This is a genomic window from Rhizobium sp. 05N430 (genome assembly GCF_056396985.1).
In genome coordinates this window covers 276,966-300,649 of the sequence record NZ_JBFTMO010000006.1, presented here as the reverse complement: position 1 = coordinate 300,649, position 23,684 = coordinate 276,966, and the positions used below count along the sequence as shown (strand labels likewise).

The 23,684-nt window shown below is 60.3% G+C and carries 24 protein-coding genes; 21 read left to right on the top strand and 3 right to left on the bottom strand.

Annotation, left to right across the window (positions count from 1 at the left end; translation table 11 throughout):
- A partial coding sequence (locus tag AC1DJO_RS15830; protein WP_477971619.1) for a hypothetical protein occupies positions 1-199 on the top strand: 199 nt, incomplete at its 5' end.
- A 67-nt stretch (positions 200-266) separates the two neighbouring features.
- Entirely contained in the window at positions 267-1,040 is a 774-nt protein-coding gene (locus AC1DJO_RS15825; protein ID WP_477971617.1) for an SDR family NAD(P)-dependent oxidoreductase, read from the top strand.
- Positions 1,041-1,070: 30 nt separating this feature from the next.
- On the opposite strand, the gene AC1DJO_RS15820 is transcribed toward AC1DJO_RS15825, so the two are convergent.
- A complete protein-coding gene (locus AC1DJO_RS15820; protein WP_477971615.1) occupies positions 1,071-2,165 on the bottom strand; it encodes a LacI family DNA-binding transcriptional regulator in 1,095 nt (364 codons plus the stop codon).
- Positions 2,166-2,583: 418 nt separating this feature from the next.
- Between AC1DJO_RS15820 and AC1DJO_RS15815 the strand changes: the two genes are divergently transcribed.
- From AC1DJO_RS15815 to AC1DJO_RS15790, 6 genes are all read left to right on the top strand, one after another.
- Complete coding sequence (locus AC1DJO_RS15815) at positions 2,584-3,627, top strand: ketopantoate reductase family protein (RefSeq protein WP_477971613.1); 1,044 nt, start codon at positions 2,584-2,586, stop codon at positions 3,625-3,627.
- 77 nt (positions 3,628-3,704) lie between these two features.
- A complete protein-coding gene (locus AC1DJO_RS15810) occupies positions 3,705-4,763 on the top strand; it encodes a ketopantoate reductase family protein (protein WP_477971611.1) in 1,059 nt (352 codons plus the stop codon).
- Between the two features lie 58 nt (positions 4,764-4,821).
- Complete coding sequence (locus AC1DJO_RS15805) at positions 4,822-5,928, top strand: sugar ABC transporter substrate-binding protein (protein ID WP_477971609.1); 1,107 nt, start codon at positions 4,822-4,824, stop codon at positions 5,926-5,928.
- Entirely contained in the window at positions 5,855-6,970 is a 1,116-nt protein-coding gene (locus tag AC1DJO_RS15800) for an ABC transporter permease (protein ID WP_477971607.1), read from the top strand. The genes AC1DJO_RS15805 and AC1DJO_RS15800 overlap by 74 nt, the downstream gene beginning before the upstream one ends.
- Positions 6,967-8,484 (top strand): sugar ABC transporter ATP-binding protein, encoded by a 1,518-nt coding sequence (locus AC1DJO_RS15795; RefSeq protein ID WP_477971605.1) that lies wholly within the window; start codon positions 6,967-6,969, stop codon positions 8,482-8,484. The genes AC1DJO_RS15800 and AC1DJO_RS15795 overlap by 4 nt, the downstream gene beginning before the upstream one ends.
- Positions 8,485-8,545: 61 nt before the next feature.
- Positions 8,546-9,526, top strand: coding sequence for an ABC transporter permease (locus AC1DJO_RS15790; RefSeq protein WP_310293805.1), 981 nt, complete (start codon positions 8,546-8,548; stop codon positions 9,524-9,526).
- 73 nt (positions 9,527-9,599) lie between these two features.
- Here the strand turns inward: AC1DJO_RS15790 and AC1DJO_RS15785 are convergent, their stop codons facing one another.
- On the bottom strand, positions 9,600-11,306 hold the full coding sequence (locus AC1DJO_RS15785; protein WP_112538841.1) for an extracellular solute-binding protein: 1,707 nt from the start codon (positions 11,304-11,306) through the stop codon (positions 9,600-9,602).
- A 68-nt stretch (positions 11,307-11,374) separates the two neighbouring features.
- Positions 11,375-12,301: an NAD(P)-dependent oxidoreductase gene (locus AC1DJO_RS15780; RefSeq protein WP_477971602.1), complete on the bottom strand. Its 927-nt coding sequence runs from the start codon at positions 12,299-12,301 to the stop codon at positions 11,375-11,377.
- 353 nt (positions 12,302-12,654) lie between these two features.
- Here AC1DJO_RS15780 and AC1DJO_RS15775 point away from each other — a divergent pair, with 353 nt between their 5' ends.
- From AC1DJO_RS15775 to AC1DJO_RS15715, 13 genes are all read left to right on the top strand, one after another.
- Positions 12,655-13,455, top strand: coding sequence for a glucose 1-dehydrogenase (locus AC1DJO_RS15775; protein WP_112538843.1), 801 nt, complete (start codon positions 12,655-12,657; stop codon positions 13,453-13,455).
- A gap of 58 nt (positions 13,456-13,513) precedes the next feature.
- Positions 13,514-14,587 (top strand): zinc-binding dehydrogenase, encoded by a 1,074-nt coding sequence (locus AC1DJO_RS15770; protein ID WP_310293812.1) that lies wholly within the window; start codon positions 13,514-13,516, stop codon positions 14,585-14,587.
- A 2-nt stretch (positions 14,588-14,589) separates the two neighbouring features.
- Entirely contained in the window at positions 14,590-15,357 is a 768-nt protein-coding gene (locus AC1DJO_RS15765; RefSeq protein ID WP_477971600.1) for an SDR family NAD(P)-dependent oxidoreductase, read from the top strand.
- Between the two features lie 18 nt (positions 15,358-15,375).
- Positions 15,376-15,660: a YciI family protein gene (locus AC1DJO_RS15760; RefSeq protein ID WP_477971598.1), complete on the top strand. Its 285-nt coding sequence runs from the start codon at positions 15,376-15,378 to the stop codon at positions 15,658-15,660.
- Positions 15,657-16,670, top strand: a complete 1,014-nt coding sequence (locus AC1DJO_RS15755) for a Gfo/Idh/MocA family protein (RefSeq protein WP_477971596.1) — start codon at positions 15,657-15,659, stop codon at positions 16,668-16,670. The genes AC1DJO_RS15760 and AC1DJO_RS15755 overlap by 4 nt, the downstream gene beginning before the upstream one ends.
- Positions 16,671-16,680: 10 nt before the next feature.
- Complete coding sequence (locus tag AC1DJO_RS15750; protein WP_477971594.1) at positions 16,681-17,664, top strand: zinc-dependent alcohol dehydrogenase; 984 nt, start codon at positions 16,681-16,683, stop codon at positions 17,662-17,664.
- 3 nt (positions 17,665-17,667) lie between these two features.
- The gene (locus AC1DJO_RS15745) at positions 17,668-18,726 is read left to right on the top strand and encodes an SDR family oxidoreductase (protein WP_477971592.1); all 1,059 of its coding nucleotides are present in this window, start codon (positions 17,668-17,670) and stop codon (positions 18,724-18,726) included.
- Between the two features lie 18 nt (positions 18,727-18,744).
- Entirely contained in the window at positions 18,745-19,626 is an 882-nt protein-coding gene (locus AC1DJO_RS15740; RefSeq protein ID WP_477971590.1) for an intradiol ring-cleavage dioxygenase, read from the top strand.
- 10 nt (positions 19,627-19,636) lie between these two features.
- Positions 19,637-20,731 (top strand): maleylacetate reductase, encoded by a 1,095-nt coding sequence (locus AC1DJO_RS15735; RefSeq protein ID WP_477971588.1) that lies wholly within the window; start codon positions 19,637-19,639, stop codon positions 20,729-20,731.
- Between the two features lie 151 nt (positions 20,732-20,882).
- Positions 20,883-21,167: a YciI family protein gene (locus AC1DJO_RS15730; protein ID WP_477971586.1), complete on the top strand. Its 285-nt coding sequence runs from the start codon at positions 20,883-20,885 to the stop codon at positions 21,165-21,167.
- Positions 21,168-21,219: 52 nt separating this feature from the next.
- A complete protein-coding gene (locus tag AC1DJO_RS15725) occupies positions 21,220-21,417 on the top strand; it encodes a hypothetical protein (RefSeq protein ID WP_477971584.1) in 198 nt (65 codons plus the stop codon).
- A gap of 100 nt (positions 21,418-21,517) precedes the next feature.
- Complete coding sequence (locus tag AC1DJO_RS15720) at positions 21,518-22,543, top strand: ABC transporter permease (protein ID WP_477971582.1); 1,026 nt, start codon at positions 21,518-21,520, stop codon at positions 22,541-22,543.
- Positions 22,540-23,607, top strand: a complete 1,068-nt coding sequence (locus AC1DJO_RS15715; RefSeq protein ID WP_477971580.1) for a substrate-binding domain-containing protein — start codon at positions 22,540-22,542, stop codon at positions 23,605-23,607. Before AC1DJO_RS15720 ends, AC1DJO_RS15715 begins: the two co-directional genes overlap by 4 nt.
- The last annotated feature ends 77 nt before the right edge of the window (positions 23,608-23,684 follow it).

Here is a 23,684-nt window from a genome sequence, read left to right as displayed (position 1 = left end):
ATCATCTTCATGGATACAAAACAGAATAAACAAAGCCCGCGTTAAGCGGGTCTTTTGCGTTCAACTCTATTCCCTAGAAGAACGCCTGGATGCCGGTCTGCGCCCGGCCCAGGATCAGCGCGTGGACGTCGTGCGTGCCTTCGTAGGTGGCCCGCCACCCATGACTGCCGTAGGCAGATACGATATCCAGAATGGATAATCTCCTCGTTCACATTTCCGATTTCCTCCCTACCATCGCCAACGTCAAATCTTGGGAGGAAAAATCGATGGCGGATACGAAACTTGCGATTCTCACTGGAGCGTCGGGCGAGGTCGGGCGGGCGGCGGCGCGGCGGTTTGCTGAGAGTGGCTGGTCGCTGCTGTTGTGCGACCGGGCTGCGGAGGTTGCTGCGGTCGCGGATACGCTGTCTTCCGAGTTTGGACGAACCTGCATCGGCGTGCAGATGGATCTCGAGCGTGATGCGGAGATCGACCGGGTGATCGAGCGGGCGGCGCAGACGGGTGTTCCGCTGCGGTTCCTCGGACTGATCGCCGCGATCAATCATCCCGCGGTCAGCATCGCGAATATCGACATGTCCCTCTGGGACAAGGTGCAGAACATCAATTTGCGCGCTAATGTGAAGTTCATCAGTGCGGCCGTGCCCTTGATGCGCGCGGCTGGCAATGCGGCGATCGTCAATGTCGGCAGTTACTGGGGGCGGGAGGGTCATGCCTTCTTCAGTCCCTATTGCGCCTCGAAGGCGGCCCTGATCTCGCTGACGCAAAGCGTCGCGATCGAGCTTGCTCCTGAGATCAGGGTGAACTGCGTGGCACCCGGCAATATCGACACGCCCATGCATTTCAATGCGCTGGCAGTTGAAGCCGAAAAGCGTGGCATTTCGGCTGAGGCGATGCGTGAGATCGAATGGGCCAAGATACCGATGGGCCGCCCGGCGGCGACAACGGAAATCGCCTCTGCGATCCATTTCCTTTCGACCGACGATGCGAGCTATTTCGTCGGCGCGACTCTGGATGTCAACGGCGGCTGCCGGCTGACTTAACGCGCAGGTACCTGCGCCGGCAAGCGCCGTCTATATGACAGCGGTAGTCTTGCCGCCACCGCTCGAAAGCAAGACGCTAGGCGCGGGGCCGGTACTGTTCCTGAGGACGGGATGCGGGGTCAGGAGGACCCGCTTGACCGGCTGCGAATTGTTCTTGATCAGGCTCATCAGCAGATCGGCGCTTTCGAAGCCGAGATCGCGGCCTGCCGTGTGCAGGGTTGTCAGCGGCGGGGAGAGCATATTCATGAAGGGCAGATTGTTGACGCCGCTCAGTGATATCTCCTCCGGACAGCGAACCCCAGCCGCCTTCATGGCGGCAAGACAACCGACGGCGAGGAGATCATTGAAGGCGAGTACGGCGGTGCTGGTCAATCCTGATGCCAGCATGTGCGCCATGATCCTCTCGCCCTCGGCGACATCATAGGCGCGCGCCTCGACGACCTCGAAACGGCAGCCTGCGGCCTTTGCAAGACGCATCGCCGCATGGAACCCTGCCAGCCTGTTCTGGGCGGTGGAGGCCGCCAGTGGCGGCGTAACATAGGTGATATCCTTGTGGCCCAGGTCGAGAACATGCTCGACCATCGCCTGGACGCCTGTCGCGTCGTCCATACAGACAGAGGAGATGCGGCTGTCGCGGGGATCGCGCAGAACCGCGACGGTTGGAATTCCGAGCTCGAGGCAGAGTTCGACGGCTGGATCGTTCAGCTCGAAGCTGGCGACGACGAGACCGGCAACGAGCTGGCTGCTCATGCGCTCGACGATCGAGCGAAGTTTTGCCGCGCTATAATCGGAATTGGCAACGAAGGTGACGTATCCGTCCTTGGCGACGCGTTCTTCCACTGCGGCAATAATCGGAGAAAACAGCGGATCGCTCAAATTGGGGACGATGAGGCCGATCGTTCCGGTTTTCTGGGTGCGCAAGCTGGAGGCGAGCGTATTGCGCTGATAGCCCAGCTCCTCGGCGACCTTCTCGATCTTGCGCACCACCTTGCTGGATATGCGGTGGGCTGCCCCGGGGCTCAGGGCGCGTGAAGCCGTCGATACGTGCACGCCGGCGCCCTTGGCGACATCGACGATCGTGGCGCGCGGACGCTTGCTGCCCGGAGGCTTTGAATTTTCGGTCATGAAGATGCCTGGTTGATAGCCTCTGTAACCGGGAAAATATTCGATCAAACCTTTGCGCACAAGGTGCAGCGTGAAACGCGAATTTGCGCCATCCCGACGGTTGCACTGCCGATGGGAGAAGCAAGTGACAATCTTTGATTGATGATCTATCTGATAAATCAATCCGAAGGATGGCTTAATCTGCCGGTAGGACGGCAGCGACAGGCGATAGAAATCGACTCTCTTAGAAAATATGCAATCGATTGCCTTCATATTTTTCCATTAATATTCTGAAAACACACGAATTATCGGGATGGAACGCAGTATCTGCGAAATTTGTTTGAACAAATGAGCAAACGTTTGCTCTTGACTCTCATTTTAGCGGCTTTTATTCATAGCGTCAGAATGGAGCGGCACGGTGCGGTGCCGGAATGGGAGAATGCGCACGATGGCTTGGTCCTCCAAGGGCGATCTGAAAATTGCATTTGTCGGAACGGGCGCCCAAGGCGCCTCGATCGGTGCCGATTTCATAGAGGCAGGGTTCGGCGTCACGTTTATCGAACAGTGGCCTGAGCATGTCGAAGCCATGAACGCGCATGGTATCACCGTAAACCTCAAGACTCGTTCTATTCATGCAAACGTTTGCGCCAAACATCTTTGCCAGGTCGCTGAAATCCGCGAGCGCTTCGATCTGATCTTTGTGGTGGTCAAGGCCTACGACACCTCGTGGACCTGTCAGCTGATAGAGCCCGTTCTCGCCGGGGACGGGCTTGTCGTCGGTATTCAGAACGGCATGACGCAGCACGCGATTGCGGCAGTCGTCGGAGCGGAGCGAACTGTTGGCGCAGTCTTCGACATGGCGTCGAACATGTTCGTCCCGGGCGTTACCAACCGGCAGAATGATCACGACACCTCGTGGTTCGCGCTGGGTGCGCTCGATCCTATCAATCGCGACCGTGTCGAGATGATCGCCGAGTTGCTGCGTGTGAGCGGCCGGGTGGAGGTGTCTGACGATATCAGCTCTGCAAAGTGGATGAAGCTGATCGTCAACGCCGCGCAGCTCGTTCCCTCCGCGATCCTGGGTCTGCCTTTTGCCGAGGCAGTGAGGGTCCCCGGCATGGAAGCGGTAATGAGAACTGCCGGCTACGAAGCGATGCGGGCGGCGCAGGCGGACGGCGCCAACATCGTACCTATCCTCGGCATGGCGCCGACGACGACCAATGACCCGGAGCGCTATGTCGATGAAATCTTCGACGAGGTTCTGAAGACTTTCATGATGCCGGATACGCTCACGACCGTTCTCCAGGATTGGCGCAAGGGCCGGCGCGGCGAGGTTCTCGATATCAACGGGCATGTGGTGAAGATGCTGGAGAAGGCCGGGCAGAGTGCCCCTGTCAATCAACGGGTCGTTGAACTTGCCCGGTCGATCGAACGCGGCGCGCTTGTCGCGCAACCGTCGAACGGCACGCTATTCGCAGCATGAGCGGGCGGGGCGGAACGGTGACCGGCAATGGAATTTGAAACAAGGCGCGCAAGCTGCGTCACGAGAAGGAGAGACTTATGAGTTGGGATAAGACGCGTGGCCCCCGGATCGCGTTCCTCGGGACTGGTGCGCAGGGCGCTTCCATAGGTGCGGATTTCGTGCTGGCAGGGCTCGATGTCACCTTCATCGAGCAGTGGCCGGACCATGTCATGGCGATCCGTGAAAACGGCATCACGGTCAACCTGCCGACGCGCACCATCAACGCGAAGGTGCCCGCTCTCCATCTCTGCCAGGTCGCCGAAATCAAGGAGCCGTTCGACGTCGTGTTCCTCGTGGTCAAGGCTTATGACACGAAGTGGGCGTGCCAGCTGATCGAGCCCTGCCTCGCCCCTGATGGGCTCATCGTCGGCCTGCAGAACGGTATGACCCATGAGGATATCGCCGCGGTGGTGGGGCGTGAGCGCACGATCGGTGCGGTCATCGAGATCGCGTCCAACATGTTCGTGCCGGGCATCACCAACCGCCAGAATGACCATGACGAGTCCTGGTTTGCTCTCGGCGCGCTTGATCCGAAGACGCAGGAGCGCGTCGAAGACGTCGCCAACCTGCTCAGAAATTCCGGAACCGTCGAGGTGATGGAGGATATCCGTTCCGCCAAGTGGATGAAGCTCGTGGTCAATGCGGCCGAGCTTATTCCATCGGCTATCATCAACCTGCCGCTCAACGATGCAGCACGCGCGCCCGGCATGCTCGAAGTCATGCGTGCGGCGGGCTACGAGGCGATGCAGGCGGCATTGGCCGACGGCGCCAAGATCGTTCCCATCATCGGCATGCCGCCGGTCACCACGAACCATCCGGAGCGCTATGTCGATCAGATCTTCGAGGAGGTGCTCAAGACCTTTTCGCGCGAAGACACATTGACGACGTCGTTGCAGGATTGGCGCAAGGGGCGGCGGGCCGAAGTGCAGGAGGTCAACGGTATCGTTGTCGATATCCTCCGGGCCCATGGGCAGGAGGCACCGGTCAACAAGCGGGTCATGGAAATCGCCTACGACATCGAGGCGGGCCGCCTCGAGGCGCGGCCGGAGAACTCTGCTCTTTTGATCGAAACATACCAGGCCGTCAGCGATCGCTGATGAAATCCCGGCGCGGGCGGCAGGCGAGACATCAATTTAACCTGAGGAGGAGAATGGCATGAAATCGCATTTGAAATTTGGAGCCATCGCGCGGTGGCTTGTGACATCGGCGGCAATCTGCGCCAGCATCACGCTTCCGGCGATGCAGGCGAACGCCGATGAGGCCAAGGGAGGAAAGCTGATCGTCGGTATCGACGAGACCGCTTCCGAATACTGGTCCGAGTATCTGCAAGGCGTGAAGGATATCGGTGCGTCGCTCGGCAAGGAGCCCGTCGTGCTGACGAGCAACTACCAGGGCGACCAGCTGCTGGCGCAGCTCGGCGCGACCTATTCTGCCGGCTGCAATCAATGCGCGCTGGCCACCGATCCGTCGTCCAACGCCTTCGTCAAGGCGGTCGTGAACCGGTCTGCCAAGTCGAAGGTTCATGTCGTGACGATCTGGAACCGGCCCGAGGACATCCACCCTTGGGATACGGATTCCAAATATTGGGTGGCTCACACATCTTTCGATGGCGTGATGTCGGGCTACTATCAGGTCATGGCGCTGTGCAAGGCGCTGAACGGCAAGGGCAAGATCGCGGCCATCCAGGGCGTCCCGTCGACGCCGCCGGCGTTCCAGCGCATTGCCGGCCTGAAAAAGGGCCTGAAGGAATGCCCCGGCCTTGAACTCGTCGATACGCAGGTCGGTGACTGGCAGGAAACCAAGGCGCAGAACATCACGCGCACCTGGCTCGCCCGCTACGGTGACCAGCTGCAGGGCATTTTCGCATCGAACGACGCGATGGGCCGCGGTGCCGTCGCAGCGCTGAAGGAAAAGGGCCTGAACGGCAAGGTTCTGGTCACCGGTTCCGACGGCTCGAATATCGGCCTGGAGATGGTCAAGAGCGGCGATATGCTGGCCACCGTCTGGAACGATCCGGTCCTGCAGGGTGCTGTTTCGATGTCTCTGGCCTATGCGGCCGCTATCGGTGACATCGACCCGGAAAAGCTGACGCATGCCCAGCGCGACTTCTACATCAAGCAGGACGTCGTGACCAAGGATAACGTCGATAAGTATCTCGAGCTCAAGAAGAGTGCGCCGAAGTACACATATGACGAGATCAAGAAGGACTTCTGGAAGGAATCTGCAGGCCAGATTCCCGAAGGTGCCAACGAGAACAAGTAATCGGAAGGAGGGGTCGATGGAGGCCGCTACCAGTATGAGCTCCAAAACGGTCGGTCGCTCGCTGACGCTTTTTGGCGACGTCAGAAGCAAGTTACCCTGGACCCAGTTTGCAGGTCCCATCGTAGCACTGATCGTGCTGTCGGCGGGGTTCCAGCTGGTCAGCGGCAGCTTTCTTACCATCGACAACCTCAAAGCCGTGATTGAGGCAGCGGCGGTTCCCGCAATTCTCGCCGCTGCCATCAGCTTCGTCGTCATCATGGGATCCATCGACCTGTCGCTGGAAGGAAACATGGCGACGACGAGCATGATCGTGGCGCTGCTCGTCGCCAACACCGTCAACGGCAATGACTATGGTATTGCCGGATTGCTGGTGGCCCTGGCGGTCGGCCTAGGCTTCGGCCTTTTCAATGCGCTGTTGAACGCCGTGTTGAAAATGCCGTCGCTGATCGTGACGCTCGGAACGTGGTTTGTCGGGCTCGGTATTGCCGCGGTTCTCTTTCCCGAGCGCGTGCCGCAGATCAATGATCCGCTGATCCTGAACCTGGCGCGTGTCCGCATTTTCGATCTCAGCCTGATCGTCTATGTCGCACTAGTCGTGATAATCGCCAGCCAGCTTGTCCTGAATTACACCCGGCTTGGCCGCATGATCTATGCGGTCGGCGGCGACGAAGGCTTGCTGGTCGCATCAGGCCTGCGGGTTCGCTGGGTCAAGATCGCGGCATTTTCGATCTGTGGCGTACTCGCCGGGATGGGCGGGGTGCTGCTCTCGGCGCAGCTGAGTACCGGCAATGCAAATATCGGCAGTGGCCTGTTGTTTCCGGCGATCAGCGCGGCTGTTCTCGGCGGGACCGTTCTGACCGGTGGCCGGGGTGGCGCGGTGCAGTCCGCTCTGGGGGCGCTCATCCTCGAAGTCCTGAACAACGGCCTGATCCAGATCGGCGCCGGCCCCTACACCCGTCACATCATCAGCGGCGCGGTGATCGTGATTGCCGTCGCAGCCGGTGGCTGGCATCGCCGCCGCAAACTGAGGGTCGTAAAATGACAGGCTCGCTTGTTCTCAAAGGTGTTCGCAAGACCTACGGCAGTGTCGTTGCGCTCGAAGGGATCGATCTCGAGATTCCGGCGGGCCAGGTACTCGGGCTGATCGGCCAGAATGGCTCCGGCAAATCCACCTTGCTTAAAATCCTGGCAGGATTGGCAATGCCCGATGAAGGGCAGGTCATTCTCGATGGCAAGCCGATCATTCTCGACTCGGCGGCGACCGCCGGCAGCTTCGGCATCGGCATGGTCCACCAGGAGCAGTCCCTCATTCCGAACCTGACCGTTGCGGAGAATATCTTCCTCGACAAGCCGCACCCGGCCAAGAAGAACGGGCTCTACCGATGGGGCGCGCTGAACAAGGCGGCCCAGGAGCAGCTGCGCAAGATCTCGGTCGAGCTTCCTGTGAAAGCTCTCGTCGAGGACCTCAGGTTCGCCGAACGCCAGCAGGTGGAGCTCGCCAAGGTTCTGGCCATCGAGGAGCTCGTCGATCGCCCGCCGATCATTCTGTTCGATGAGCCGACTTCGGTTCTCACGCCTGACGAAATCAAGCTGCTCTTCAAGCAGATCAACAGATTGCGCGGGAACGCGACGATTGTCTTCGTCTCGCATCGTCTTGAAGAGGTCCTAGAGATCAGCGACCGGATCGTCGTGATGACCGACGGCCGCAAAGTTGCCGAACGTGACAGCCATTCCGTCGATCGCAATGAGCTCTACGAGCTGATGGTCGGGCGTCAGAGGGTGACCAGCGTGCGATCCGAGCGGAAGCCAGCGGCATCCGACGCCAAGCCGGTTCTGAAGATCGAGCGGCTGAAGAGTGGCCAGCACTTCCGCAATGTCGATTTCGAACTTCGCCGTGGCGAAATCCTGGGTATTGCGGGAGTACTTGGCTCCGGCGCCGAGGAAATGTGCCGCGCCGTCTTCGGCGCTGAAAAGATCGATTCCGGAAAGATCGCGATCGAGGGCAGGGCGGTAACCCCAGGCAGTCCGCGAAATGCGGTGCGCGAGGGTATCGGATATCTGCCGGCCGATCGCCGGGCTGAGGGCATGTTGCCCAGCCGGTCGCTGTTCGAAAATGCCGCTCTGACCTTCGGCCTCGACTATGGCTGGCGCTCGCTCATCCTGAGGCGGAACAGCGAGAGGCCAGCTGCCCTCGAATGGATGCAGCGTCTCAAGGTGAAGATGCACACACCCTATGCGCCGATATCGAGCCTGAGTGGCGGCAATCAGCAGAAGACGGTGTTGGCAAAGTGGCTGTTGGCGAAAAGGCTGAAAGTGCTCTTTCTCGACCACCCAAGCCGTGGACTTGATCCCGGCGCCCGTGATGATCTGTTCGCCGTTATCCGGCAACAGGCGGAGAAGGGGCTTTCGATCGTCTTTGTCGGCGACACGATCTCGGAACTGCTTGAACTCTCTGACCGCATCCTGGTCATGCGGGATGGTGAGATCACCGCGCATTTCGACCTCGCCAGCGGGGAGTTGCCGAAAGAGGAAGAAGTCGTTGCGGCCATGGTCTGACAGGTAACGGACCGGACTACGTGGCCTCGTAATGTGAATTTCGAATAAGGGATGGACGATCATGGGAAGTACATTGGACAGCACGCTGATCTCGGCCCTCCGTGGCCAGGGGTCGGGCATGATGAGATCGCTCGGTCCGCTGGCGGTTCTGCTTGCGCTCGTAGCGATCAGCGCGGTGATCGCTCCCGGCGTGATCGAGGTGGATTCGCTTTTGAGCTTCCTGTCCGATGCGGCTCCGATCATCGCGCTGGTGATTGGCGGAACGCTTCCGATCCTGGCGGGCAGCATCGACCTCTCGGTCGCCGGCGTCGCTTCACTCACGGGTGTTCTTGTGGTCGTCCTCAATCCTATCTTCGGCCCCTGGACGTCGCTCGTCGTGATCCTCATCGCCATGGCGTTCGGCGCGACCCAGGGTTTCCTGCATTCCTGGCTACAGCTTCCGTCCTTCATCGTCACGCTCGGCACGCTCAGCATATTGTCGGGGCTTGCCTTGCTGCTTTCCAACGCGACGGCAGAGCCGATTCCCGAGAATGATTTCTTCGTTTCCTATCTCTCGAACAGCACTGCGGAGATCCCGAACACGATCATCGCGCTGATCGTCATCGTCGCGGTGCTCGGTTTCCTGATGCGATATCTCCGCCTTGGGCGGGACATCTACGCGCTCGGCACGGGAGAACGTGCCGCAATCATGTCTGCCGTCAACGTCGTCGCCGTCCGCACCGTCATCTTTGCCGTTTCGGCTGGATGTGCGGCGGTCGCGGGTCTGTTCCTGATCTCGATCACCACGTTCAGCTCACCAACGCTTGCCGGCAATCTGCTGCTGCTGTCCATCGTCGGTGTCGTTCTTGGCGGTACTGCGATCTCGGGTGGTGTGGGCGGATTGTTTCCGGCCGTCGTCGGCGGTCTGATCACGGCTTGGCTTCGCATCGTGACGGTCATTATCGGTGTGCAGCCGACAGCGCAGAACATCGTGTTTGGCCTCACCGCGCTGATCGCGGTAGCGCTGACGACCGACAGGAGCAAGCTCGGCATCATAAAATAACGGTGGCGGTTACCGGTCACCAATCACCAATCACTTCGGCGGCGGTTCTCCCGGACCGCCGCTTTGCCTTGCGCTAAACCGCTATTCTCTGCTTGGACCTGAGGCTGGCTTCGATCTGAGCCGACGCATCCTCGAGAGCGAGCCTTGGCGGCTTGTTGCCAAGCAACGCATCATGGATCTCTTCGCCGAGAACCTTCTCGATCGTCGTGTATTGCGGGATCTTGGGGCGCTGCCAGGTGTGAAGAAGGTTCTTCTTTGCCAATTGATCGACGAAACGCACGATTGGCGAGCTCGCGGCCGCTTCAGGATCAGCGCTGACGGAAAAGCGCGGGGCAACCGGGAAGCCGTTCTTCACATGCGCTTTCATGGCTTCCCTTGATGCCATCCAGGCAATCGCATCGGCGGCCAGTTCCACACGCTCCTCGGGCAGATTGGTTGGGATGCAGAACAGGAAGCCGCCAATCGGGGAGGCGCGTGTTCCACCCGGCCCGAATGGCTGTGGCAAGTATTCGACACGGCGCTTGACGACAGACTGAACATCATACTCGAAGCGGGCTGCGCGCATGGTCCAGAAATAGCCAAGGCTCGCCTTGCCCTTCAGAAATACTTGGAGCGTCTGATCCCACGCCATCTCGAGAATTTTCGGCGGCGATATCTCCATCAGCCGGCGCATGTAGTCGAGCGCCGCAAATCCGGCATCAGACAGGATGGTGCAGCTCAGCTCCTCCAGATTGGCTCCGTCGAGGGTGAAGCCGGAACGCGTCTTGCGCAGCGATATGGCGGGATGGCCGCAGGCGCCCATGAAGAACAGAAAGCTCGATGCGATCGGCATGCCGCGGGCACCGTCCCAGACGGCGCCGAACATGCCCTCGTCAGGCGCGTGGAATTTGCGCCCGGCATTGATGACGTCGTCGAAGGTCTTCGGAAAGGACAAGCCTGCGTCGGCAAATAGGTCCTTGCGCGCCGCAAGGAGCTCGACAGTACAGTAGCCCGGGACGCCGTAGTCCTTGCCTTCCCAAGTGGCGGACGACCAGATCGAAGGGTGGAAGTCGAGCGGATTGATGCCGGTCTTCTGGATATATTGATCGATCGGCCGGACGATGCCACTTTCGGCGAATTCCCCGAGCCATGGCATGTTGATCGCGATGACATCGTAGTCCGAGAGTGGTTTGGCACCATTCTCGCGCGCCCGGCGATAAAGCTCGGGAAGGGGCAGCAGGTCGAAGTTCTTGCGCGACGCCAGATTGTTACGGAAGTCGGCCCACATGTTGCGCATGGCCGAGAAATAGTTGTCGTCGTTCAGCAGGAAGCGCAGCTCGATCTGCGATTCCGCCCGTTTCTGGACAAGGCGCATCGGCGGAATGATCTGCGATCCCAGAGGTGTGCCCCCGAAATAATATTCGTCCTCCTCTTCCCCGGCGCGCAGACCCAGGGTTTGCGCCAGAAGAGACTTTGTCTTGCGGGCATAGATTTCAAAGGAGCGGAGAAGCTGTTCGCTTGGCTGCAGTACAAAGCTCTTCCCCGTCGAACCTTTCGACACCCTGGTGATAGAGCCGTTGTCTATGAGCTTGTTGATCAGCCGCATCGACGTTGCGTAGGGGAGACCGGATTCCTGCCCGAGCGTCGAGATCGAAACGGTCTGGCTGAGGATATGCGACTTGATCAGGAAGGTGACGATGAGCCAGATGGCATCATCGTCGGCCGCTTCAACCACCTCCCTGAAGGGCCGGCGCGTCTTCTCGATGAAATCGATGACGCGCAACATTTCATATTCGTTCAAGGCGGCCTCCCAACCGTCGCATTGCCGACGATCAGACTAGCTGGCAAATCTTTCTTTCACCAGCGTGCCTATATGGCCTTGAGCGCCTGCGATGTTGCGGATTGATCAGGCTTCAACCCCGCGAGGCGCTCGGCCTGTTCGAAGAGGACGAAGAAGTCCTTCTCGGCAAGGCCATCGGCGAAGGCGGCTTCATATTGCTGCCGGATCATCGAGGCGAGATACATCGGCACGTGGTCGGACTTTGCAGCGCCGAGAATGAGATCGAAATCCTTCATCATCTGCGAAACCGAAAATGCCGGATCGAAATTCCGCTTCACCAGAAGATCGCGCTTGTAGGCGATCAGCGGCGAGGCAACCGCGCTTTCACAGATGACGTTCAGCATCGTCTCGACCGAAAGATTTCCCTTCAGTCCGAGGGTCAAAGCCTCTCCGAGAAGGGCCGCGGTCGCGCCGACCAGAGCGTTCAGAACGAGTTTCAGATAGCGTGCCTCTTCACCCTCACCGAGATAGAACTGTTTCGACGAAAAGCTCGCCAGCACTGGTTCGATCTTGCGATACTCCGCCTCGGGGCCCGAAACCATCACCGACAACATGCCTGATGATGCTGTGACGGTGCTGCCCGAAACGGGCGCACGAAGATAGGCAACACCCTTGCGGCCGAGCGCTTCCGCAACTTCGGCCGAGAGTTCCGGCGAAACGGTACTCATCTCCACCAGAATCTGACCGGGCTTGAGGAGGTCGACCAGCGCCGATGGCCCAAGCGTGAGCTGGCGCAGAATGGCATCGTTCGGAATGGTGAGCATGATCACGTCGGCGGCTTCGACGAGATCCTCAAGACTGTGCGCGACGTTTGCGCCTTGGGCGACCACCGACGCACGATTTTCCGGAAGCGGTTCGTAGACGGACAGGGGATATCCGTGTTCCAGAACACGCCTGCTCATCGGGGCTCCCATCTTTCCGATGCCGGCCCATCCCACCCTCAACGTGTCGCTCATGCAAAACCTTCCTTCCCTGGAGGCGGCTGCCATCCAGAAGTATTCGACGCCGCGATTTCAAGAGGAAGCTTGGACTACCCGATACGGCCGTCAGGCTGGCTCGGCGCATGCTCTCTCCTCCCATGGAAATACTAGCGCCGGAGTGAGATCGTTTGCTGCATCGAAAATATCCGTTTCGGACAATTAAGGATTTGTCCAAGTGCATCTTCACCCGTAGCTTTAATTTCGGATCGCACGGCGGTTCCTTGGGAGGAATAAAAGCCGTCAGCAAAGTATAGACACGCGGAAGCTCGGGCTGCCGCGGACGATGCCTTGTTGCCGGCTTTCGTCAGCATGTTGGAGGAGCATCTGAGATGGGATCAAGCGCAGTTGCAGCTGTTGCCGGTAAAGTGGTTATCGTAACGGGTGCAGCACGGGGCATCGGTGCGGGCATCGCTGCAGATCTGGCCGAAAAAGGCGCGCATGTCGTCATCGCCGATCTGAACGCTGAAGCTGCGCAGAAGACGGCGGCAAAAATCTCTTCGCAAGGCGGGAGTGCCATTGCTGCGAGTGTGGACGTATCGAACCGCAAGGACGTCCGGGCGCTGATCGAAAAGACCGTCTCGCATTTTGGCCGGCTCGATGTGATGTTCAACAATGCGGGCATCAGCCAGACCTGCCCGTTCCTCGAAGTCACCGACGAGGACTTCGATCGCATCATGGCGATCAACGGGCGTGGCGTCCTGATCGGAACGCAGGAAGCTGCAAAGCAGATGATCGCCCAGGGCGGCGGCGGAAAGATCGTCAACACGGCTTCGATCGCCGGCAAGCAGGGCTATCCGCTCTTCGCCCATTACTGTGCATCGAAATTTGCCGTCGTGGCTATCACTCAGGCTGCGGCCCGCGCATTGGCCGAGCACAAGATCACCGTCAACTGCTTCGGCCCCGGCGTCGTCAAGACGGAGCTGTGGGAACAGCTCGACCGCGAATTCATCGAACACGGGCTGACCGAGAAGCCGGAGCAGGCGCTCAACGAATTCTCGCAATCCATTCTGCTCGGACGCGTCTCGCTCCCAAAAGACATCACAGGCGTGACGACCTTCCTCGCCTCCGATGCGTCGGATTACGTCACTGGACAAACGGTGATGGTCGATGGCGGCATGGTCCTCATCTGAAACGAATACGACTGGTCCGCGACAGCGGCCGCAAACGGCAATCACGAAAGGCATGGCAATGAAGGCTGTACGATACTACTCGAAGAAAGACATCCGCGTCGAAGACGTCCCCGCCCCGAGCGGTCCTCTTGGAGACGACATGGTGCTGATCGAGCCCTTGGTCTGCGGCATCTGCGGCACCGACATCCACGAATATATTGCGGGCCCGATCGTTACGCCGGCAACGCCCAATGCCTATTCCGGCGCCACACTTCCGCAGATCCTCGGCCACGAGTTTTCAGCACGTGTTCTGGAAGTCGGCAAGAACGTCACGCACGTTTCGCCGGGATCGCGCGTTTCCATCCAGCCGCTGATATCGCCGCGCGATGATTACTACGGCCGCCGTGGCCTTTTCCATCTCAGTGAGAACATGGCAGTCGTCGGCCTTTCCTGGGATTGGGGCGGCATGGGCGAGCGCGCCGTCGTCAACGGCTACAACGCCATTCCGGTGCCGGATACGGTCTCGGACGTCCAGGCGGCAATGATCGAACCGGCTGCCGTTGCCGTTTATGGTGTCGATCGCGGCGGCGTGACGAGCGGCAGCAGCGTCCTCGTTTCCGGCGTCGGCCCGATCGGCGCGCTGGTGCTTCTGGCAGCAAAGGCGGCCGGTGCGACCAAGATCTTCGTTTCCGAGCTCAATCCGAACCGCCGCGCGCTGGCCCAACAGCTCGTGCCTGAGGCGATCGTCTTCGATCCGCGCGAGACGGATACCGAGAAGCTGTTCCGCGATCAGACGGAAGAAGGTGTGGGCGTCGATGTCGCGCTCGAATGCGTCGGCGCTGAAGCATCGCTGAACCTTTGCGCCAAGGCTGTGCGCCGCCGCGGTACCGTCGTTCAGGTCGGCCTTCATGTGAAGCCGGCCGCAATCGATGCGATGCTCTGGGCGCTTAAGGATATCACCGTCGAGGCGACGTGGTGCTACCCCGTTACGATCTGGCCGCGCATCGCCTCGATGATTGGTGCCGGCATCTTCCCCGTAGAAAAGGTCGTGACGGCCGAGATCGCGCCTGAGGATGTGGTTGAAAAGGGTTTTGAAGCGCTGCTCGATCCGAAGGCGACCCATATGAAAATCCTCGTCAACATGAAGGCCTGACCATGAAGAACCCTATGGATCTCAGTGGCCGGACCTTTCTGATAACGGGGGCCGCGGGCGGAATTGGTAGCGCCACCTCCCTCTATCTCGCCTCGCTCGGCGCCACGATCGTTGCCGCCGACCGCGATGCATCCGTCGAGAAGACGCGCGATGCGGTTCGCGCGGCCGGAGGAAAAGCCGAGGCCGTGACTTTCAACGTCACCGACAAGAGCTCGGTGGAGGCCGCAGCGGCGAAAGTCGAGGAGCGCTTCGGCGCACTCGACGGCATCTTCGCTAATGCCGGCATGTCCTACGAGCGCCCTGCGCTGGAGCATACCGAGGCTGATTGGCGCACTGTGATGTCCGTCAATCTCGACGGCGTGTTCTGGACCGTCCAGGCTTTCGCACGGGCGATGGTTGCCGCCGGGCGCGGTTCGGTGGTGATGACGGCATCGATCGCCGGCGTCAAAGCCGTGCGGCCGGAACTGCATGTCGGCTATGACGTGTCGAAGGCAGGTGTCGCTCATATGTGCCGGGTTCTGGCGGCCGAATGGGCAAGGTCCGGCGTTCGCGTCAACTCTGTCGGCCCTGGATACACCGATACCGTCATGCTGGCGGAGGTTGGCCGGGCCCAGCCCGCCGTCATGCAGAAGTGGCTAGACGATACGCCGGTCAACCGCCTGATCAAACCTGAAGAGATTGCCGCAACGGTCGCCTTCCTGCTCTCCGATGCGGCGAGCGGCATCACCGGCCAGCTTCTGATGGTCGATGGCGGCTACTCAATCGCCTGAATTCAAAAGGAATAATCGATGTTTTACGCTGTCCATTGCCTCGACCACGAGGGCGTCGTCGAAAAGCGGCTTGCCAATTATGATGCCCACAAGGCCTATCTTTCCACCGGCAAAACCAAGACGGTCATATCAGGTCCATTGCTCGCCGATGACAACGAAACCATGATCGGCTCGCTCTTCGTTTTCGAAGCCGAGACGAAAGAAGAGATCGTTGCCTTCAACAAGGCCGATCCCTTCACGAAGGCCGGTGTCTGGAAGAGCGTCAACATCCATCCCTTCAGCAAGCGGGTGGACAATCGATGACCGTGATCAAGAAAAATCCGGTCGCAACCGCATTGGTCGGTCTCGGCTGGTGGGGCCGCAAGATGGCGAGCCTCGTCAACGCTGGTGGCGCGCAGATGCATTTCGTGCGCGGTATCGATCCCAATGCCGATGCCGCTGCCTTTGCCGCCGAAATGGGTCTGCAATATTCGACGGATATGGATGAGGCGCTGAACGACCCGGCGATCGAAGCCGTCGTGCTTGCGACACCGCATTCGCTGCATCGTGAGCAGATTGCGCGCGTGGTCGCCGCCGGCAAGCATGTCTTTTGCGAAAAGCCGCTCGATCTGAGCCGGGCTGGTGCCGAAGCCTCGGTCGCGCTTTGCAAGAAGGCCGGGCTGATTCTGGGCATGGGCCATGAGCGTCGCTTCGAGCCGCCGATCGCCGAAATTCTGGAGGCTGCCAAATCCGGAAAACTCGGCCGGCTGCTGCAGATCGAGGCGAATTTCAGCCACGACAAGTTCCTCGGTCTCGATCCGTCGAACTGGCGGCTGAAGGCCGATCAGGCTCCCGCGGGCGGCATGACGGCGACCGGCATCCACCTTACAGACCTTTCGGTCAAGCTGATGGGCCCCGCAAAGGATGTCCGCGTCATCTGCGAAAACCTCGCTTCTGATATTCCGCAGGGCGATACGATGAGTGCGCATATCCGCTTTGCCGGCGGCGGCTCTGCCTACGTCTCGGCGACGCTCGCCACGCCCTTCATCTCGCGCTTCGCGATCTTCGGCACCGATGGATGGATCGAGGTGCGCGACAAGGCGCATGTCGAGGCACCCGACGGCTGGATCGTTACCGAAGGCTGGAAGAACAAGCCGATCACTGTCCGCGAAGTCGCGCCCGCAGAACCGGTCCGCGATAACCTGAGAGCCTTTGCCCGTGCGGTCCGTGGTGAGGCGGAGTATCCGATCACCGGCGAAGACATGGTCAACAATATCGCCTTGCTGGAAGCTATCGTGCGCTCGTCGAAGAGCGGCGCGCTGGTCGAGATTTGAGGAGGAAAACGTGAAAGCTCTGGTTTTCGAAGCACCGGAAAAGCCCGTTATCGCTGACGTGAGCATGCCTGATCTCTCGCCGAACGAAGTCCTGGTTCACACCAAGGCAGTCGGCATCTGCCACTCCGACTACGAGCTTCTGGCCGGCCGCTACATCATCCCGATTTCCTATCCCGTAACACCTGGTCACGAATGGAGCGGCGAGATCGTCGAAGTCGGCCGCAACGTCAAGGGCTTCAGGAAGGGCGACCGTGTCGTCGGCGAATGCGTGGTGCGCACGCCGGAACGGCTGCATCACTTTGGCTTTTCCATGAGCGGTGCCGACCGCGAATTCTTTGCCGTCAATCCGGAATGGCTCCACAAGCTGCCCGACGCCGTCGATGACAAGAAGGCTGCACTGATCGAGCCTTTCACCTGTGGTTTTTATGCCGTGCTTCGCTCAGGCGGCACCAATGCCAGCGAGACCGTCGTGGTCTCGGGTGGTGGTACGATCGGCTTGGTCTCGGCCGCGGCCGCGATCGGCATGGGCGCGCGCGTCATCGTCGTCGATCCGCTGGCGTCGCGCCGCGAGGTAGCAAAGCGTCTTGGTGCTGACGTGGCCATCGATCCGACAGATGGCGGCGCTACCGACCGGATCCGCGAGTTGACGGGCGGCCACGGCGCCGATCTCGTCATCGAGGCGTCCGGTCATGACGCATCCTTGGCTGCCGCCTTCGACTACGCCCGCGAAGAGGGCCGGATGTCGATGGTGGGGATCAATATTGGGCGCAAGGTGCCCGCGGTGATTGGCCAGATCCAGATGAAGAACCTCACGGTGCGCGGCTGCATCGGCTCTCCCGGCGTCTGGCCGGCCGCGATCCGCTTCCTGGAGCGGACTGGTATCGACCTCTCGCCGATCCAGACGCACGACTTCGCCCTGACCGATGCGGTCAATGCTTTCTCGTTCGGCCAAGATCCGACGAAGAGCATCAAGATCACGCTGCTGAACGGATAGACCATGAGCAAACACGCATTGATCGTCGGCGCGACCGGCATCACCGGAAGCAATCTCGCCGAAAATCTCCTGGCCGAAGGCGGCTGGGCAGTCTCGGGCCTGTCGCGCTCGCAAAGCCCGATTGCCGGCGTGAAGACGCTGAGCTGCGACCTCGTCGATAGCAAGTCGGTTCGTGCGGCCCTTGCAGATGCAAGGCCAAGCCACGTCTTCATCACGGCCTGGTCGCGGCAGGAGACCGAGGCGAAGAATTGCGAGGTCAATGGCGCGATCGTGCGCAACGTGCTGGATGCCCTTGAGGGGCGCGGCGTCGAGCATGTCGCCCTGACCACAGGCACGAAGCATTATCTCGGGCCGTTCGAATCCTACGCGAAGACGCAGCCCGAGACCCCCTTCCGCGAAGAGCAGGAGCGGCTCCCTGGCGAGAATTTCTACTATGTCCAGGAAGACGAGGTCTTTGCGGCGGCGGCGAGGGACGGCTTTACCTGGTCCATCCACCGTCCGCACACGCTGATCGGCTATGCGGTTGGAAACGCCATGAATATGGCGGCGACTCTCGCGGTCTACGCCTCGATCTGCCGCGAGACGGGCAGGCCCTTTGCCTTCCCCGGCTCGCCCGAGCAATGGCAGGCGGCGACCGATGTCACCGATGCGCGGCTGCTCGCGAAACATCTCAGATGGGCTGCGACGACGAAGACGGCCGCCAATCTCGCCTTCAATGTCGTCAATGGCGAAGTGTTCCGATGGAAATGGCTCTGGCCGCGGATTGCCAGCTATTTCGGCATCGAGGCCGCTCCCTATTCCGGCGTGCCTACGCCGCTCGAAGAGCAGATGAGCGGCGCCGAGCCGGTCTGGAACGAGATGGTCAAGAAGTTCGATCTGCAGCCGAACGCGCTCTCCCGCGTTGCGTCCTTCTGGCATTCGGATGCCGATCTCGGCCGGCAGATCGAGACGTTCAACGATATGGGCCGCAGCCGCAAGCTCGGTTTCCTCGATTACCAGGACACGACGGGCTCGTTCATAGACGCATTCGAACGGCTGCGCGCCGATCGGATCATTCCGTAAATGTCAGGAGTGCAGCATATGCCGGATCAAACGGGCGGAAGTGTCACGCCGTCAGGTTTCTTCACCGAGGAAAACTCGGTTGCGACCGTCAATGCGCGAATGGGCAGGAATGTCGATCCGCGCCTTGCCGAGGTGATGGCTTGTCTCGTCAAGCATCTCCACAATTTCGCGCGCGAGATCAATCTGACCCAGGACGAATGGGATTTCGGCATCGATTTCCTCACGCGGACGGGGCAGATTTGCTCTGAGGAGCGGCAGGAATTCATCCTTCTGTCCGATACGCTCGGACTTTCGATGCTGGTCGATGCGATCAACAACCGCCGCCCGGCGGGCGCGACCGAAAACACGGTCTTCGGGCCGTTCCACGTCGAGGGCTGCGCGGTTCGCGAGATGGGCGACCAGATCTGCCTGGATGGCAAGGGTGAAAGCTGTCTCTTTATCGGCCGCGTACTCGATCTCGACGGAAACCCGGTGGCGGGCGCCAAGATCGACGTCTGGTCCGATAACGCCGAAGGCTATTACGACGTTCAGCAGCCCGACATCCAGCCGAAGTGGAACAACCGGGGCGTCTTCGTGACCGGTGCGGACGGTCGCTACAGCTTCGTCGGCATAAAGCCCGTCTCCTATCCGATCCCCGACGACGGGCCGGTTGGAAAGATGCTGGCCAGCCTGGGGCGTCATCCGTACCGGCCGGCGCATATGCACTACATGGTTCGGGCCGAGGGCTTTCAGAAGCTGGTGACGCATACCTTCGTCGGTGGTGATCCCTATCTTGAGTCGGACACGGTGTTCGGCGTCAAGAAGGCGCTTGTTGCGCCGTTCACGCGGGTCCAAGACGGCGAAACGCTCTGGCGGTCCGACTATGATTTCGTTCTCGCAAGACCCAGTCAGACGCGATAGGAGCGGGGCATTGGAAGATTTCGTCTATACCGGAAATCCCGGCCGCGTCGTCTTTGGAAGCGGCACGGTTGCACGCCTCCCCGAAGAGGCGGATCGGCTGAAAGCAAAGCGAATTCTTGTGCTCTCGACGCCGGAACAGGTCGGGCAGGCGGCCGATATAGCGGCGGATCTGGGGTCGCGTGTCGTCGCGACTTATTCGAAGGCGCAGATGCACACCCCGGTTGAGGTGACCATCGATGCCATGCGGTTCATCGAGGAATGCTCGGCCGATGCCGTGCTTTCGGTCGGTGGCGGATCGACGACCGGGCTCGGAAAGGCGATCGCCTTTCGCACCGACCTGCCTCAGATTGTCGTGCCGACGACCTATGCGGGATCCGAAGCAACGCCGATCCTCGGAGAAACGGAAGGCGGGCGCAAAGTCACAAAGTCCGATCCGCGCATTCTTCCTGAAGTCATCATATATGATGTCGATCTGACCTTGACCCTGCCGGTGGCGCTCTCGGTAACCAGCGGCATCAATGCTGTCGCACATGCCGTCGAAGCGCTCTACGCCCGCGAAGCGAACCCCATCATCTCGCTGATGGCGGAACAGGGAATATCTGCGATCACCCGTTCGCTGCCGCTCATTCACGCCGATCCCGGCGACCGGGATGCGCGTTCGGACGCGCTCTACGGCGCATGGCTATGCGGCGTCTGCCTCGGTTCGGTCGGCATGGCGCTGCATCACAAGCTTTGCCATACGCTGGGCGGGATGTTCAATCTGCCTCATGCCCAACTGCACACGGCGGTCCTTCCGCATGCGGTTGCTTACAATGCGCCCGCCACTCCAGCGGCGATGAAGCGCCTATCGCGGGCCATGCGTGCTGATGATCCAGCAGCAGGTCTTTTCGAGCTTGCGAAGAAGCTTGGGGCGACGATGTCGTTGAGGGATCTCGGAATGCCTGACGGCAGCGTCGAAAGCGCCGTCGAGCAGGCGATGTCCAACGCCTACTGGAACCCGCGCGAACTCGAGGAGCGGGAGTTGAGCGATCTGCTTGGCCGCGCATTCCTGGGGGAGCGGCCCCTAGGAGGCGGTGGCCCGGGTTCTCGTGGCGCCACGCGTTAACGGGGCGGGCCGGGCGGCAATAACGGACATCCAAAATGGATAAATCCCTTGTTTCCTTTGTTCTCAGTCCGCGTACCATCATACCAGCGACAGTTAAAAAGTCGCCCGCTCGGGAGGAGCGAATAGAGAGCTTGGTGAGGAGCCGGAGACGATGCTTGTAGTTCGTGTTGCTTTATCCAACCCAGACAAGGCGGATGCGCGCGAACTTTATCTCGAAGATCACAAGCGTCATCTTCGCTCGGGGAATATCCAGGTGGTCCAATCCGGACCGATTTTGGATGATGCCGGGAAGGGCAGTGGCGGTGTCGTCGTTGCCGAGGTTGCCTCACTCGACGATATGCGCCGGTTCAGTTCGGAAGATCCGTTCGTGCGCCATGAGGTCTATTCGACCGTCAGTATTTATGAGTGGCGGCCGACGATAGGCAGCAGCGCCTGACGCGGTAGCCACTGAATTTCAATACCGGCAAATTTTCTAAGGAGGAGGGAAAATGAGAGCGGTAGGTTTTATCAACTGGGACAAGGTCCGAGACTGGCTTGCGCAGGCAGGATGCGCCTGCAGCGGTTATTACGCCGACTATGAGGCGTCGCGTCCAAAAGCGCATCCGCGCGCCCATACCCTCACAGCCAAAAATTCAAGCCGCGCCGCATCACCGATTGTTTGGATGATGAACGGGCGCGAATTCTAGCGCCAAGCCGGAATACATCTTCGTTGAGTTCCCCCCTGCGGCGCTTGCGCCCGCAGAACGGACGACTCTGTCGTGAACAATGCTGGAAAGACGCGTTTCGATGACAAACATCACCTCCATCGCTCCGAGCCAGCGCATCAAGGAGCCCTTCATGCCGGTACCGGTGGCGCGAAGCTTCCTGACGGTCGTGCTCTCGACCTTGCTTCTTCTTTTGCTTTGCGGTCTCTTCGCGCCGTCCAGCCTTTCATCCGGCGCCCTCTCCGGAAGCCTGCCCTTTGCGGCGATCATCGCCATTGTCGGACTGGGGCAGCTGCTTGTTGTTCAGCAGGGCGGCTTCGACCTTTCCCTCCCAGGGGCCGTGTCTCTTGCCGTGGTTATGGCCACGCACTATCCGCAGCAAGACGACGCGTTGCTATACCAGGCGGTACTCGTCTCCATCGGTATTGCACTGGCGGCCGGCGTCTTGAACGGCCTGCTGGTCAGCTTCTTCCGGCTGAACGCCATCATTGCCACAATCGGAACGAATGCGCTGCTTTACGGCATGGTCTTCGCGATTTCCGGAGGCGTGCCCTCCATCACCACCAATCTTCTAGCGGCGATCGCAGGCGGGGAGATGTTCGGAGTGCCCAACTCCGTCCTCTTTGCGCTCGCCGCGATGCTGGTGGTGTTTTTCACGCTGAAGAAGACGGTTGCCGGGCGCAGGTTCGAAGCGATTGGCGCCAACCCGCTTGCCGGGCGGGCGGCTGGCCTCAGCGTGCGCCGTCATCAGATGATGGCCTATGTCTGGGCGCAGCTGCTCTATTGCCTGGCCGGTATCCTGATCGCAGGCATCACGCGCGAACCGACGGCCTTTCAGGGCGATACCCTGCTGTTGCCATCCGTGGCCGTCGTCGTGCTCGGCGGCACGTCACTGCTGGGTGGCCGCGGGTTTCCGATCTCGACGGTCGTCGCCGCCTTCTTCCTGAACCAACTGAGCCAATTCGCACTGACAGTCGGTGTGCCGTTTTCGGCTCAGACCATCATCCAGGCGCTCGCCCTGGGTTTTGGCATCGGTGTTTACTCGTTCCGATGGACGGTAAATTCAAGACCAGCGACTGGGGCAAAAAAAGTGGAGGATAAAAAATGAGACATGTTTCTACCGCCAAGCAATTGGCACTTTCGATGGCGGTGGCCGTTGCGGCTTTCGCCAGCGCCGATCTCGCCAAGGCCGAAACGCCATCCTGGTGCGGTCCCAAGAAGGCGTCGCTTGCACTGCTCGACGGCTACGGCGGCAATAGCTGGCGCCAGGTCACCACCGCGTCAGGCAAGCAGACCGTCGAACTGTGCCCGAGCATCACAAAATATGAGTATGCCGATGGCCAGGGCGATACGCAGAAGTCCATCTCTGACATCAAGAGCATGGCGGCGAAGGGGATCGACGCGCTCGTTGTCTTTGGAGACGCAGGCCCAGCCGTTCTTCCCGCGCTGACCAGCGTCTTCAAATCCGGCAAGGTCGTCGTGCCCTATCGCGTCGCGGTCGGCGGCAAGGATGGCCAGAACTATTCGAAGTTCGTCGGCGCTTCCTTCGAAAATGACGGCGAGAACTGGGGCAAGTGGATCAAGAGTGTGCTTCCGAAGGGAGGCAACCTCCTCTTCCTCAGCGGTCCGGCCGGCAACAGCCAGGGTCTCGATGAACTGAAGGGCATGCAGAAGATCCTCGGGCCTGAATATGTGTTCGTCAACCAGGCTCCCTTTGCGGTCACAAACTGGGATCCGGCGCTGACGCAGAAGGTCCTGACCGCCGAAATTGCCAAGAACCCGAAGATCGATGTCATCGTCTCCGACTTCGGCCCCTCGATGGTGGGCGCTCTGCCGCTGTTCGGCAAGCAGGGCAAATCGATCCCGGCGCTTGCGACATCCGACGGCAATTCGCTCGGCTGCTTCTATGAGGAGAACAAGGCCAGCAACCCGGACTTCAAGCTGTTTACCGTAGCCACCGGCAATGACAACGTCCGGCTCGCGGTCCAGTGGGCTGTCGCGCTGGCCACCGACGGTGCCCCGCCGGCGGATGCGACCTTCAAGGCGCCTCCATTCGAGGATTCGGTTGCAGGCGGCGCCACTGCCGTAAAGTGCCGCAAGGATCTGCCGGGCGCGATCTACCTCTCTTCCGAACTGCCGCCTGAAGATCAGGCAAAGGCCGTCACGAAGTAACGCAACCTCGTCGTCCATCTGCCCGGGTCTTGTGCCCGGGCAGACATCCCCGAAGTCGGATTTCATGTCATGGCAGC